Raw genomic sequence first — 14,195 nt, forward strand, 5'->3', positions numbered from 1 at the left:
TACATGCAGAAGACGTTCGTGAAAATTTTGAAATTGACGAAGCTTTTCTTGGGAAATCCGACTCGGATTTATGGTTGTCTCAATATAAAAACGGTTAACGATATGACGATTTCAAGTTCTTGTTCTGTTCAGGGCGTCACTGATCAGCGCGTATTTAATTATATTGATACGAACCTGGGCCAACTTCATTACGCGGAGTCGGGTGCAGGTGATGTGATGATTTTATTGCATCAAACACCGCGCTCACTGGATGAGTTCGCTGAAGTCCAACCGCTGTTGGCAACTCGCTGGCGTACAATAGCTATGGATATGTACGGTTTTGGGCAGTCTGCAAAATTTGCTGCTCCACAGACGGTTGAACACTATGCCCAAGGTGTTTTGGCACTGGTTAATGCGTTAAATATAGAGAGGTTTTCTATACTTGGGCATCACACAGGTATGTTCGTTGCTTCAGAGGTGGCGGCTATCGCTCCAGAGCGTGTGACCGCTGTGGTTCTTTCTGCTGGTGATATTGTTGATGCAGAGTTTCGAGAAGCAATGGAGGCGCTGGACGTAGATGTAGCTGAAACGAGAGAGGATGGCTCACACCTCATGGAACTTTGGCGAAAACGTTTGAATTTATACCCAGCAGGGCACACTGATGTGTTAAATCGATTTATTCGAGATGCGCTTGCTCCTGGGGTAACTCCTTTAGAGGGGCATCTTGCAGTTGCAAGATATGATATGGAAAATAGAGTTGGCCTTGTCAAGGCGCCGGTGTTGGTTCTGGCAGCTACAGAGGATCCTGTAACATACTCTCGGGCTCAGGTAGTAGTTGATGCTTATTGTAATTCCTGTTTCGTGTCCCGCGCAGAAATAAAGGGAGGCGGGATACCTTTAATGGAATTAAAATTTAAAGAAGTTGCAGGTGCAGTGCATGGTTTTTTTGATTATCTTGAATGTAATGTTATAGGCAAGAAACTCGACTGATTTCTTGAATCGACTTTATACGTGGCAGTTGCGGGAGCTGAGTGCAATACGGTTATTGAATTGAGGGTTGAACGTCATACCGCATCGCCATGGCGTCCTGCATCACGTTGCCCATAACTTCGCTTGGCATCTGAAGTCAAAGCGCTTACGTGGGCCCATTGGTCAGTTGCAGTGCGATCGGATCCAGTTCTTCATGACGGTGTGTTGGGCCACGCGGGCCGAGTAGCCGTCACGGGCTCTCGATTGCGGCGCAACTCCCGGCTGATGGTCGAAGGGGATCGGATGATCAAGCAGGCAATCCTACGCAGGCTGAAGCCTGGGCATGACCAATTTGATGTCGCAAAAATTCAATATCCCGGCAAATAATAACTTTAGGATTGTTTGAGACGTTAAATACGCCAGGGTCATTTTTCATCGCCCTGCGCCGGTAAATTCAAAGCAAGTCCGTTTAAGAATTTTTCTTGATCCTGAAGGGGTGGGTAGTGATGGGGAAGATTTAGATTTCCTTGAGCGACAAAATGGCCGCCTAGTGCGAAGGCGGCTGTCAGCCTTATATGAATAGCTACTCGCTTGGCATGACCAGGTGCACTACGAAACTGGAAATGCAATTTGCGTCTTTGAGTGGGTGGATGACACGTCGATAAAGTGCGGGAGATGTGACTCACATCCCCTAGACGTAAGCCTGGAAGAAAATCCGAACAGATTTTCAATTAATGCCAATTACAACATAATAATATTGCGGATAAAAACTATGTCAAAACATAATGCCAAGATCGATTTCATTTATCTCTCCGAGCAGGACATGATCAAAGCCGGAGTGATGGACATGGCTGAGTGCGTGAACACCATGGAGCAAATGTTTATTCTGCTTCAGCAAGGTGATTATCGCATGGCAGGTGCTAATAATGACTCTCATGGCTCACAAATTACATTTCCCGCAGATTCTCCCTTTCCCAACATGCCGAAGCCTACACCTGATCGTCGCTTAATGGCTATGCCCGCCTACCTTGGCGGGGACTTCCAGGCCTGTGGTGTGAAATGGTACGGCTCTAACGTTGCGAATCGCGAAAAAGGTTTACCACGTTCAATTTTGACGTTCATTTTAAACGATGTCGATACCGGCGCGCCACTGGCTTATATGTCAGCCAATCTGTTGTCGGCTTATCGAACTGGGGCGGTTCCTGGCGTAGGCGCTCGTCACCTTGCGCGGAAAAATTCAAAAGTTATTGGCTTGTTAGGCCCGGGCGTCATGGGCAAAACATCGGTCACTGCATTTATGTCGACGTGCCCAGAAATTGACACAATCAATATCAAAGGCCGTGGAGAAAACAACTTAAATAGGTTCGTTAAGTGGGTTAACGAAGTGTTTCCTCAAATCAGAAATGTCAATGTGGTCGATACAGTTGAAGACGTAGTCCGCGGTGCTGACATCATTACTTACTGTAACTCCGGTGATGTCGGCGATCCATCGACGTATCCCTTGGTGAAGCGCGAGTGGGTTAAGCCGGGTGCTTTCCTTGCGATGCCTGCCTTTTGCCGTTTGGACGACGGCATGGAGCAAGCAGATGTACGCAAAGTACTTGATAACACAGGGCTTTACGATGCGTGGTATGAAGAACTACCCAAGCCGGCCCATAACCTGATCCCGTTAGTGGGTATGCGATTTATGGATCTGGTCGGGGAAGGAAAACTTTCCCGCGATGCGCTGGAGGACTTGGGTGACATCTGTGCAGGCATAACACCCGCGCGCCAAAACGATGAGGAAATCATCATTTTGTCTGTTGGCGGTATGCCGGTTGAGGACGTAGCTTGGGCGACAGTGATTTACCGCAATGCAGTTCAAAAAGGTATTGGGGTAAAACTTAATCTATGGGATGAGCCAGTACTTCGTTAAATATAATTTATTATTTAATGTCATAGGCGTTTCTCATGATGAAAGATATTATAAAAGTAAATACCGGCTCAAAATTTTAAGTGCTAGGCAGCTACTCTCGAGCGGTGGCGGTAGATAACTGGATTTATGTATCTCTCACTGCGGGGCGTAATCCAGATACTAAGGAAATTCCTGAGGATGCCGTTGAGCAGGCTGTGCAAGTGTTTCGGATTATTGAAAAGATCCTAGCTTCACTGGGCTCTTTTCTGGCTGACGTCGTGATGTCTCGTGTCTTTGTCCAATCACCCGAGCATGTAAATGCTGTGATGGGATTCATCGCGCAGAAATTCAAAGGCATCAATCCGGCCACGACGATCACTTGCCCACCATTAGGCTCAACCGTATACAAAGTAGAGGTGGAGGTTACAGCGTACCGTGGTACGTCAAATCTAAATAAAGTTAACGTAGAACTATAGTAACGACGGTTGAGCATTTCAGATACTCTCGCGGGCACCTCAGGAAATTGTCATGACGAAAACTCTCGAGTCAGTGAGGACTACTGATCAATTACCAAAATCCACCACTGTCGTCATTATCGGAGGTGGCATTATTGGTGTGACAGCGGCATTGACCTTAGCCGAGCGAAATATTCCAGTTGTCCTCCTGGAAAAAGGGCATATTGCAGGCGAGCAATCCTCGCGAAATCTTGGATGGGTGCGCAAGACTAATCGGCACGCAGCTGATGTGCCATTAGCTCTGGCGGCAGATCGCTTATGGGCAGGTATGCCTGAGCGCATTGGCCGCGAAGTGGGTTATCAGCAATCCGGTATTATGTTTCTTGCAGCAAATCAAGAGCACTTAGCGTTACATGAACGCTGGTTGAAGTCGGTGGAGTCTTTATCCTTAGACTCCCAAATGCTTAGCGCACGCGAGATTAATGAGCGTGTACCTAGAGGCAAAGGTGAGTGGGCGGGTGCTCTCTACACACCTTCAGACGGCAAAGCAGAGCCCCATCTGGCCACCTCTGCGCTTGCACAGGCAGCCATCGAAAAAGGGGCAGTCTTAATTCAGCACTGTGCCGTTAGAACACTATCAACGACGGGTGGGAAAGTTAGCGGTGTCGTTACCGAGCACGGTGAGATTCGCTGTGATCAGGTGCTATTAGCCGGTGGCGCCTGGTCTCGCCGTTTTCTAGGTAATGTTGGAGTTAGTTACCCAACTCTTCCTCTCACATGCTCCGTGCTTCGCACTACCCCAATGGAGGGTCCCACTGATATTGCCGTTGGAGGCCCTGATTTTTCATTTCGAAAACACATAGAGGGTGGTTACATCATCATCCAGCGCGCGGCCTTGGACGCTAATCTAACCTTGGATCACTTATTAATTGGCCACCGGTACCTCAGTCTGCTTCGTGGGCAAGGTTCCTTTTTACGCGTTTCTTTAGGCAAACCTTTCCTCCAGGACCTTGCCCTAAAGCGCCGCTGGCGTGCAGACCAAACCTCACCGTTTGAGCGCGTTCGAACACTCGACCCGTCTGTCAACGAAAGCCTTATCCAGGAAGCCTTGAGCAACCTTCGCAAGGCCTGGCCGATTTTTGAAAACGCAAGCATTTGCGAAGCTTGGGCGGGGCAGATTGATATAACCCCAGACTCAAACCCTGTCATTGACCATATTAAGTCCATTCCTGGGCTGACGATTGCCACTGGCTTCTCAGGTCATGGTTTTGGTACCGGCCCCGCTGCTGGGCAACTGGCAGCAGACCTCGTAACCCATATGACCCCACTCGTTGACCCAGCTCCATACCGGTTTGATCGCCTCTGAAGTAATCGAGTATTGGCCCTTAAATAATAAATGGACACTAAACATGAGCGAATCTACGAAGATATCCAGTTCCAATCTCACGGCTGCTGGTGCGAATCCGCAACTATCCAAAAAGTTCGGATTACTCACGATGATGTCAATTTGTATCGGCTTGGTTGTTGCTCAAGGCGCAATGATATCGACGGCACAGGGCGTTGGTTTTGGTGCCATGACATTTCTGGCTGCCATGGTGGCAGCGTTGGCAATTTCACAATGTAATGCGATGAGTTTTGCCGAGCTTTCTCTGATGTTTCCTCAAAAAGGAACACTGGCTACCTATACCCAAAAAGCACTAGGTCATGTCCCAGCTATTGTTGCCGTTTTTGCCGGTTACATTGTTGTATCCGTGCTGGCGGTGCCGGTTGAGATGTTTATGATTGATATTATTGTGTCCAAACTGCTGCCTGGCTTCGTGCCAACTAAGTCAATATCTCTACTTATTCTGGTCGGCCTTACCATTACTAATTTAATGGGGACAGACGTATTTGCACGAGTACAAAACCTGCTTGTTGTAGTCATGGTGAGCGCAATTGCACTGGTGTCATGTGTTGCTATCACGGGAACAGCACAACCACACCCAGAGTTGGCGGGTACTCCGGTTGACTGGAGTTTTGCTAGCGTGACTAACTTCGGTTTTATCGGATTCATTGCACTCTCGATGTGGTGTTTTGTCGGCATAGAGTACATTTGCTCGCTGATAGGCGAGGTAAAAGATCCACATAAAAATGTTCCTCGCTCCATGCATCTTTCCTTGTTCGTAATATTTTTCTTATTCGTCGGGTTTGGCTATGGTATAACCTTTTATATGGACTCGGAAACCTTGGTTAGTGCTAAAATGCCATATGTTGACTTTATCATGGCTGTATTTGGTAGCTCTACCGGTTTGGTGATTACAGCCGTTGTTGCACTTACTGCGACTTCCAGTTCTGTTAATACTGTACTGGCAGCCGTTCCAAGAATGATGCATGGGATGGCTGAACAAAATCAGTTGCTACCCATTTTCAAAAAAGTTAATCGTTATAATGTGCCTTGGGTAGCCACCGTAGTGCTGAGCATTTCGATAGTTATTCCTTACTTATCGCTTGATATTGACTCGATCATCCTATTTGTTATCGCGGCCAGCACCAGTTACCTTATCGCCTACTTGATTGCGCATCTGAATGTGATTGTCTTGCGTAAGCGGATGCCGGATCACCCACGTCCATACCGCTCTCCGTTCTTCCCTTTACCGCAAATCTTTGCAATTGTTGCCATACTGTATGTGGCCATCAATAATTCCCCCTCGCCGGCGTTGACGAGTTCTGTTTATGCCATTACTGGCGGCATGCTTTCGTTCATCACCATCTGTAGCGTTATCTGGGTTAAATTTTATATGAAACGGGGTATTTTTGAGCCTGATATGGACTAATAAAACTGGGCGCAAGGTAGGCGTTCATTGGTAAGCGCCTACCCGCTACGCTCAATCGATTAACTTGGCCATCGGTATTTCCACTCTTGCAGCGTTGATCGCTGGCAGCATACAAACCAGCGCCTACGAACTTTACTCAGATGAAGATACTCACCTCAGCGCTAACCTCGAAGCCACGTGCGGTGTCTTTAACAGCCAGCAGAACTACTCGAACTCCGGCAGTAAGTCTAAGGGTTCGTCTACCAGGCGCGAAGGTTATATCAAGTACGGAATCAGTGGTGATCAGTGCCTGGCTTGCGCTCTGGCGAACGGTTCGAGGCACTGCGTAAAGACGGCCCAGACGTGTCCTTCGGCCGCCAGAGGGTTACGGTCGGCGATGGTTTTCTAATTTGCGGCGACGGCACGAACTTCGATAACGGTTTGGCCGATAGCGAGTATAAACGGGGTGGCAGTACCTACTTGGTTGGGAGCATGCAAGAACTTCGACAAAAAGGCCGTGCTGCGTCTCGATGGTCAGGAGGGTTGGCGCAGAGAAACGTGAACCACCTAAGCGATGAGACGTGTCCGGGATTCAAAATGCGTCTTAGTCGGACAGAAAGTAGCCTGATGAGCGGTGACAGTAATGAGATCCAATGTCCTACTGGACTTCCAGGACCAACAACTCAAATATCTCTTCTTCAGCCATCAACTCGGATCGATGCGTGCAGCGGCTGACGAGCTAGGCATTGCCCCCTCGTCGATCAGTCGACAGATTGCCAAGTTAGAGGCGGAACTAGACATTGATCTGGTAGAGCAGGGCACTCATCGGATTCGCCTGACTGAGGCTGGGCAGGTTGCGATTGATTATTACCGTGCCAGGGCTAGCCAGCATGAAGCGTTGCTGGATCAGCTCAGCGAGTTGCGAGGGCGTTTTCTAGGTACGACTATCATTGCCATCGGAGAAGGATTGCTGGGCTCCCAGGCAATCGTGGAACTGCAAAACTTTTTCAAGCAATACCCCGATGCTCATATCGAAATCATCATCGCGCCGTCTTTTGAGGTACAGCGGATGATCCAAGATGACGAAGCGCACATTGGCCTTGCTTTTGCGCCAGCAAGCACAGCCACCCTCCGCAGTTTGTATGCGTTCGAGCAGCCGCTCCGTGCGATTGTGTCCAGGGAAAGTCCGTTGGCAAAAAAGCATGTGCTGACGTTAACAGATCTTGCCAATACACCGTTGGTTTTGCCTGGCCCCAAATACCGCGTTAGGGAGCTGGTTACTCAAGCTTGCAAGGATGAGCCGTTTACGATTGAGCCGGTGGTTACCGCCAACTCACTACAGGTCATCCTGGACCTGGTCCGCGCAGGGATAGCCAGTACCGTGCTGCCAGAACTGCCCTTGGTTTCCGAGCTGACATCAGGGTTGTTCAAGGCGATCCCGTTAGCATGTGAGGCAATGAGCAGTACCGAAATGCGAATCATCGTTCGCCCATCCCGCAAGCTTTCCCCAGTGAGCCACGCGTTGATACGCCATCTTGCCAGAGCTATTTCATTGATGCGTAGAGGCGATGGCCGTACTGCAAAGAGTGTGCTTGTCTGAGTGTGTTTCTCATTAAAAAGGCAGCACGGGAGGCGGGCAAGGGAGCAAGGCGGATGATAGCGTTTAGATGTTTTTGCAAAATTTGAATGGTTGATTTATCCATGCGCCACCTTCCCCACAGCCAGAGACAGCGAATCACCAAGAATGCGCCACAAAGCGGTAAGACGCCGACAGTAGGTGCCTTCACTACAGTAAATCAACTCGACATGAAGGCTGTCGACAACCGCTATATAAGCATCCTGAAACATTGAAATCTCGTTCGCCGACAGGGCTGGATACCTGTTCTCAAGGCTTGCGCCAAAGCGTTCACGAAGACGGTCCAGATAGGCTTCAAAGCCACTTGTCACCGATGCCTTTAACTCCGAAGGCGGAAAGAATGCCGTTCGCAGCAGGAAACGCAGGGCAGCGGAAGACTCGTAGCGGTTTGAAAGATTGTCCGTGTACAGCTTGCCGGGCTCGTCATCATTCGCCGGGACGCTTGCAAACATCTCTTCGATATAGTGCCTCTCCGTCGCCAGCGCCAGATTCAGCACGGCGTTGAACAGATCATCCTTGCTCTTGAAGTGCGCGTATAACGAGGGCTTGCGCATACCTGCCACGACCGCGATTTCATTGAGCGACGAGGCGTCGTATCCCCGCTCAGCGAAATGCACCAGAGCGATATCACAGATTCTGCTTGCGGAAGGACTCAGCACTTTCATCGGGATGACCTTTTAATTCAGTGATTTAACGCGGTGATGTGCTCGGCCCTGCCTTCGCGCACACTGACCCAGGTCAGCGCACCCACCATAACGGCGCAGACTATCAGGAATGCGCACCAGGCAATGGCGCCATAGCTGCTCGCCCAACCGGTCAACGGTGTGGCGAAGGCCGAGATGCCAAGCTGAAACGCGCCGAGCAATGCAGCCGTTGAACCCAGGGCAGTGGTTTGCGAAGACATCACCAGCGTCATCAGTGAGGTTTCTGCAATCCCCAATCCAAGCAGTGCTACCGCGACACCGGCAGCCAGCCAGTACAAACTAGAACCAGATACTGCTGCGCCGTAGGCCATGACAGAACCTGCAAAGATGCAAAAAGCTCCAGCCGTTGCCATGCGGGCCAAACCGTACTTGCCCACCAGTCTGGTAGCCACGACGGCCCCTATGAGAATCGCGATGCCGGTTGCGCCAAACAGCGTACCGAACTGGGCAGCAGGCAGTCCGTATTCCTTCTGATAAACAAATGTAGCGCCGCCCACATAGGCAAAGAGAAAGAAGAACACGGCTGACAGCGCTAAAGCTGGCCTTAGAAAACGACCGTCTTTTGCGAGGCGCGCATACGTGCGTATCGCAAGGCTCATATTCAATGGCTCGCGCTTTTGCATTGGTAGTGTTTCAGGCAAAACAGCCATCGAATTCACCGCCACCAGCGCACCGAGAACAGCCAGTACCAGCATGACGGCCCGCCATCCGAAATGCGCCTCAATGTAACCACCCAACCCCGGGGCGATGATGGGAGCAACACCTTGAATGGTCAGCAGCAGGCCAAAAAGTTTTGCTGCCTGAACGCCCTGAGTGACGTCACGCACCATGCTCATGATGACCACCAACGTCAAAGCACTGCCTATCCCTTGGGCAAATCGTGCCACGAGTAGCCACTCAAGGGTTGGTGCCGCTCCTGCAGCCAGCGCACTCAAACTGAACAGCAACAAGCCTGCTATCAGTGGACGTCGACGGCCCAAGGCGTCGACTACCGGCCCGAACAGCAATTGTCCAAGCCCCATTGCCAATAAAAAGACCGTGAGCGTCAGCTGAATGCTGGCAACACTGGTCGAATAATCAACCGCCATTTCGGGCAGGCTAGGCAAATACATATCGACGGCTGAGGGCCCCAGTGCGGCGATGGCCCCCAAGGCAATGGCAAACTTCAGTGAAGGATTGCCGAAATGACTCTTTTCCATAACAAACTCATGATTGACTTCCTACCGGAAGGTAGGAAAGTGGCGTGAAGTTAACGAGAACCGAGAGGCAAGGTCAAGCGGTTATTTTCTTAGTGGCCAGGCAGCACCTGCCAGCGCTCCGCGCAATGCATGCGCACGAAAGTGTTTTAGGCTTCAGTTCAAAGTGTTTTTTCAAGAAGCGGCTGAAATGAGCGGAATCTGTGAAACATCATTTTTAAGCGATCGAGGTAAGCGACTCAGTGCGCAGCAACGGGTTGGCCAAATCGATCACGCTGCGTTCGAGCCTGGCGCGCTGGATGTATCGACAGACGCCGTCACCTTCCGCACCAGCTATGGGGCGGAGAGGGTGGCCATCTCGTTGTAGTCGGGGCAATTTGGAGGCAACACAGAGGACCACCTGGCGCCGTTATCCAGCGCCACGGGTGGCCCACACGCCAACGGGACACTTAGCGCCAATGGCCGTAACTTTGTGGGCGGGATCAGGGTTCAAATTGAACTCTATGAGAGCCAGACTTGCCTGCGAACTAGGCGCCTTGGTGTATCAGGCAGACCTCTTCATCGTACGCGCGTGCAAGCCTCGATCCAACAGATGGCCTCCGATACCTCTTACAAGCGAAACCTCGACACCATGCTGTTCAGGTCAACCGCCAGGCGGGTCAACTCTCCGCTGGCGGCGCTGGTCTGGGCGGCGCCGTTGGAAGATTGCGTCGACAGGTCCCGGATGTTGACCAAGTTGCGGTCCACTTCACGGGCGACTGCAGCCTGTTCTTCCGCAGCGGCGGCGATGACCAGGTTACGCTCGTTGATCTCGATCACTGCGGTGTTGATGGTTTCCAGCGCCAAGCCTGCGCCTTTCGCGATGCTCAGGGTAGATTCAGCACGGTCAGTGCTGTTACGCATTGAACTGACCGCTTTTTGGGTGCCGCCTTGAATGCTGCCAACCATACGTTCAATTTCGCTTGTGGACTGTTGGGTGCGATGGGCCAAAGCGCGTACTTCATCGGCGACAACCGCAAAACCGCGACCGGCTTCACCGGCCCGGGCCGCTTCGATAGCTGCGTTCAGCGCCAGCAGGTTGGTCTGATCCGCCAAGCCACGAATCACGTCCAGAACCTTGCCGATGTCGCGGGACTCCTCCGCAAGATTACCAATCAGATCGGCGGTGCTTTGCACATCCCCGCTCATGCGTTCGATAGCGTTGACGGTTTCGTGAACTAGATCCCGGCCATCGCCTGCTGACGCCGTCGCGTTTTTTGACGCCTCTGAAGTGCTCACTGCGTTACGCGCCACTTCTTCGACGGCGCTGGTCATTTCGTTGACTGCAGTCGCGGCTTGTTCTATTTCGTTGTCCTGCTGCGCAAGGCCGCGGGCGCTTTCATCGGTAACTACGTTCAGCTCCTCGGCAGCGGAAGCCAGTTGTGTTGCGGATCCGGAAATACGCATCAAGGTATCGCGCAGTTTCTCCTGCATTTTTTGCATGGCGAGCAGCAACCTGCCCGCTTCGTCAGTGCCATCAACCTTTATCGGTCGGGTCAGATTACCTTCGGCTATGGTTTCAGCCGCTTCAAGTGCCAACGCTATAGGTTGGGTGATGCTCTTGGTCAGCAGCCAGGCAAACAGCATGGTCAGCAGCGAGGCAATAATGAGGAGGCCGACAACCCAGTTGAACGCAGAGCTGTACTGGTCAGCAGCGGATTGATTGATGATAGCCAGCTGGGCGTTATTGAAGTCAGTAAGCTTACCCAACGCCACGTTTATCTGCTCAGCGTTAGCCGCAGACTCGGCGTTCAGCACGCGCGTTAGCTCCTGCAGATCGCCAGCCCGACTGAGGGTAACAAGGCGCGTTTCAATCTTGCGATATTCACCCATCAGCCGCATATAGTCGTTGTAGTCGGATTGCTCTACAGGGGATGAAATCAGTTTGGCGTATGCTGCCTGCGACTGGTTAAGTTGTTGGTTTTGTTCCGCAAGTAATTCGATGGTCCTGTTCTGAATATTTGGTTCGCGATCAGTTAACAGCCGATGCGATAAAACCCGCATGCGGACGCCCGTCACCGTTAGAGCATTCAGGGTCTGAAAGCTAGGGACGCCATTTATCGCGATGTCGTCGCCAGCTGCTCGGATCTTGCTCATCTGAGACAGGGCGAAGAGGCCGAGAATCAGCATGAGCGCGCCTATGAGGGAGAACCCCAGAAATGCGCGCGGAGCAATGTTCATTGTTCTTATTGTCATGGTTTTCCCAGAGCGTGGAATGTGCTCCCCGCAAGCAGCGGCGGATGGCCCAGCGCATAAGTTTTTATCGGTCGCTTGATGACACACTTGAGCGAAAACAGCTGTGTGCCGCATATTAAAACTGATATTGCCCACTCACCAACTTACATACATCGACTGATGTCGGCCCGATGCAGCCCGATTGCGACAATCTTCAACCCAGACGACCTGGACGCGATTTTCGTTCAGTTGGTAGAGACTCGCTAACAAGGTTGCATATTTCTCTTACAGAATCAGCTCTAGAGGCTGCAGCAGCGTGACAGAAGCTGCTGTGCATAGTGGTGCTCAAGGATAGGGGATGGTCGGTTCGATGCCCGCGAACACCGCGCCAGCGCCGTCGTAAGTCGCTTCGCCGAGGAAAGCATGCTGTGTCACTACCATGGAGTCGCGTACGATCCATTGCAGACGATTGTCATTGAAGATGGCTGCAGTCCCCGCCAGTCGATAAGCCTTCATGACTACGTCCGCTCCGGTATGAGCGGCATGGGTGGCGCTGAGGCGTAATAAGTTAGTCTGCTGCAGGGTCACCGGATTACCGGCGATGAGCGAGGCCCATACAGCTTCGGCGGATTCGTAGAAAAACGCCTGGGCGCTTCGCAGCATCGCCTCTGCCTTACCCAGTTCGCTGCGGTAATAAGCGCGATCACCCAAACGCGGGGCACCGGTGACAGTCTTGGTGCTGCCCGACATTGCGATCACCAAGTCCAGTGCTGCGCGTGCCAGCCCAAGGTTAACGGCGGCGTGAACTTGCGCCTGGTAGGAAACAGACGGGTAATGATAGAGGGGCTCGTCAATTGTGGAGGCACTGCCCCGCACGAAAGTCCACTCGCGTTGGACGTTCTTTTGGTGCAATTTGAGGTCATGGCTCCCCGTGCCTTGCATCCCGACAACATTCCAGTTGTCGACGATCTGCACTTCGCTTGCCGGGAACACAGCGGTCAGCGGTTTGCCTGCCGTCGGTCCTCCACCGTTGGCCGATGTGCCACCGATGCCGACACCAATCCAGTTGGCACCTTTGCACCCACTAGCAAACCGCCAGTGCCCGCTGACTTCCCAGCCATTTTCAGTCTCTTTGGCAGGTTGTAGAGGGTAAAGGCCGCCAGCATAGACCTGGTCTGGCCCGTTGGCATAAATCAATGCTTGGGTTGCCGGGGGGAGTGCCGCCAGGTAGATGTTGGCTGAGCCGAACGCGGTCACCCAACCGACCGAACCGTCGGCTTCGGAAACCCGCTCTACGATGCGCAGGAACTCGGCTGGAGGCAGCGCATCGCCACCGAAACATTTGGGAGTACTGGCGCGGAAGATACCCACTGCTTTCATTTTTTCAATCATGTCTAAAGGGACATGGGAGCGTTGGTTAAACTCGCTGCGACGCTCGGCAATCTCCGCAATCACATCATCCAGGGAAATCGCCTTGATGCTGATTGGAGCGCCTTCACGTGTGTCACGATCATCGAAATTGTTTTTGCTGTTCATGTTTATTGTTCTCTGGCTAGGGTGATTGCATACACGTTCAGAATGCGTGGGATGATAAGAAAAAATCAAATTCGGAATATGAATAAGCTAAATAATCCGTGGGAATTAACTGTCGTGCCATGCGCCTCTAAAGGGGAGGGCGTTTAAGGGCGATGGCTATTCCTGCTGTCAATAGTGCGTATGAGTAAAGCGAATTTGACCGAATGAACAATCCCTCTCAACATGGATTCACCAAGTCAATAATTAAAAGGTGAAGGTTATGGTTAGCGATCAATCAAAACAACATTTTCGGCAAGCGCTGTCATTGTTGTCTGCGGCGGTGAATATCATTACTACCGATGGCCCCCATGGTCGCTTCGGATTAACTGCGAGTGCGGTCTGTTCGGTCACTGATACGCCCCCAACATTATTGGTTTGCATCAACCGTAACAGTTCAATTCATGAAGCGTTGCTGGGCAACAGGGCGTTGTGCGTAAATATACTGACCGGTGATCTGGAGGGTGTTGCGCGAAAGTTTGCTGGCATGACCGACCTGCCGCCTGCTGAACGTTTTGCCGGCCAGGATTGGCGGACAGGCTCCTCGGGCTTACCGGTGTTGAACGACGCCCTAGCAAGCCTCGAAGGAAACATAGTAGATATCAAGGAAGTCGGATCGCATTCGGTATTATTTGTCGAAATTAACCAAATTCAGGTCCGTGAAGAGGGGGAGAGTCTGATTTACTTTGGGAGAAACTTCCACCGTCTGGGGCGGGCTGCAGCCGTCAACGTACAGACGTCGGCATCCTGAATAATTGCAGTTCCCCATTCGTGGGTTACAGGG

11 protein-coding genes and 3 pseudogenes are annotated in these 14,195 nt (G+C 51.6%); 7 read left to right on the plus strand and 7 right to left on the minus strand.

The annotated features are described in order from the left end of the window. Positions 1 to 18 precede the first annotated feature (18 nt). The gene (locus tag WH299_RS04745; protein WP_158235493.1) at positions 19 to 969 is read left to right on the plus strand and encodes an alpha/beta fold hydrolase; all 951 of its coding nucleotides are present in this window, start codon (positions 19 to 21) and stop codon (positions 967 to 969) included. 52 nt (positions 970 to 1,021) lie between these two features. On the opposite strand, the pseudogene WH299_RS29595 reads toward WH299_RS04745, so the two are convergent. Then, positions 1,022 to 1,171: pseudogene (locus WH299_RS29595) on the minus strand (IS30 family transposase); the annotation flags it as partial. Between the two features lie 2 nt (positions 1,172 to 1,173). Then, a pseudogene (locus WH299_RS04750) lies at positions 1,174 to 1,336 on the minus strand (helix-turn-helix domain-containing protein); the annotation flags it as partial. 384 nt (positions 1,337 to 1,720) lie between these two features. Between WH299_RS04750 and WH299_RS04755 the strand changes: the two are divergent. The 5 genes from WH299_RS04755 (at position 1,721) to WH299_RS04775 (ending at position 7,689) form a co-directional block, all read left to right on the plus strand. Then, positions 1,721 to 2,863: a tyramine oxidase subunit B gene (locus tag WH299_RS04755; RefSeq protein ID WP_065873529.1), complete on the plus strand. Its 1,143-nt coding sequence runs from the start codon at positions 1,721 to 1,723 to the stop codon at positions 2,861 to 2,863. 80 nt (positions 2,864 to 2,943) lie between these two features. After that, positions 2,944 to 3,318, plus strand: coding sequence for a Rid family hydrolase (locus tag WH299_RS04760; RefSeq protein ID WP_256095395.1), 375 nt, complete (start codon positions 2,944 to 2,946; stop codon positions 3,316 to 3,318). Positions 3,319 to 3,370: 52 nt separating this feature from the next. Continuing rightward, positions 3,371 to 4,663, plus strand: coding sequence for an NAD(P)/FAD-dependent oxidoreductase (locus tag WH299_RS04765; protein ID WP_339549724.1), 1,293 nt, complete (start codon positions 3,371 to 3,373; stop codon positions 4,661 to 4,663). Between the two features lie 43 nt (positions 4,664 to 4,706). Further along, positions 4,707 to 6,110: an APC family permease gene (locus WH299_RS04770; RefSeq protein WP_065876905.1), complete on the plus strand. Its 1,404-nt coding sequence runs from the start codon at positions 4,707 to 4,709 to the stop codon at positions 6,108 to 6,110. 622 nt (positions 6,111 to 6,732) lie between these two features. Continuing rightward, positions 6,733 to 7,689 (plus strand): LysR family transcriptional regulator, encoded by a 957-nt coding sequence (locus WH299_RS04775; protein ID WP_083221603.1) that lies wholly within the window; start codon positions 6,733 to 6,735, stop codon positions 7,687 to 7,689. 95 nt (positions 7,690 to 7,784) lie between these two features. Here WH299_RS04775 and WH299_RS04780 read toward each other — a convergent pair whose 3' ends face one another. From WH299_RS04780 to WH299_RS04800, 5 genes and pseudogenes are all read right to left on the minus strand, one after another. After that, positions 7,785 to 8,390, minus strand: a complete 606-nt coding sequence (locus WH299_RS04780; RefSeq protein ID WP_065876906.1) for a TetR/AcrR family transcriptional regulator — start codon at positions 8,388 to 8,390, stop codon at positions 7,785 to 7,787. 17 nt (positions 8,391 to 8,407) lie between these two features. After that, positions 8,408 to 9,628 carry a multidrug effflux MFS transporter gene (locus WH299_RS04785; RefSeq protein WP_056858394.1) on the minus strand — a complete coding sequence of 407 codons (1,221 nt, stop codon included), beginning with the start codon at positions 9,626 to 9,628 and terminating at the stop codon, positions 8,408 to 8,410. Between the two features lie 73 nt (positions 9,629 to 9,701). Beyond that, positions 9,702 to 9,950, minus strand: a pseudogene (locus tag WH299_RS04790) (hypothetical protein); the annotation flags it as partial. Between the two features lie 284 nt (positions 9,951 to 10,234). Then, positions 10,235 to 11,974, minus strand: a complete 1,740-nt coding sequence (locus WH299_RS04795; RefSeq protein ID WP_445262699.1) for a methyl-accepting chemotaxis protein — start codon at positions 11,972 to 11,974, stop codon at positions 10,235 to 10,237. Positions 11,975 to 12,184: 210 nt separating this feature from the next. Continuing rightward, complete coding sequence (locus tag WH299_RS04800; RefSeq protein ID WP_056858396.1) at positions 12,185 to 13,375, minus strand: acyl-CoA dehydrogenase family protein; 1,191 nt, start codon at positions 13,373 to 13,375, stop codon at positions 12,185 to 12,187. A gap of 259 nt (positions 13,376 to 13,634) precedes the next feature. Between WH299_RS04800 and WH299_RS04805 the strand changes: the two genes are divergently transcribed. Next, entirely contained in the window at positions 13,635 to 14,162 is a 528-nt protein-coding gene (locus WH299_RS04805) for a flavin reductase (protein WP_099491934.1), read from the plus strand. Positions 14,163 to 14,195 lie beyond the last annotated feature (33 nt).

Origin of the sequence: Pseudomonas sp. MYb541, from assembly GCF_037479595.1 — a bacterium.
GTDB classification, from domain to species: domain Bacteria; phylum Pseudomonadota; class Gammaproteobacteria; order Pseudomonadales; family Pseudomonadaceae; genus Aquipseudomonas; species Aquipseudomonas canadensis.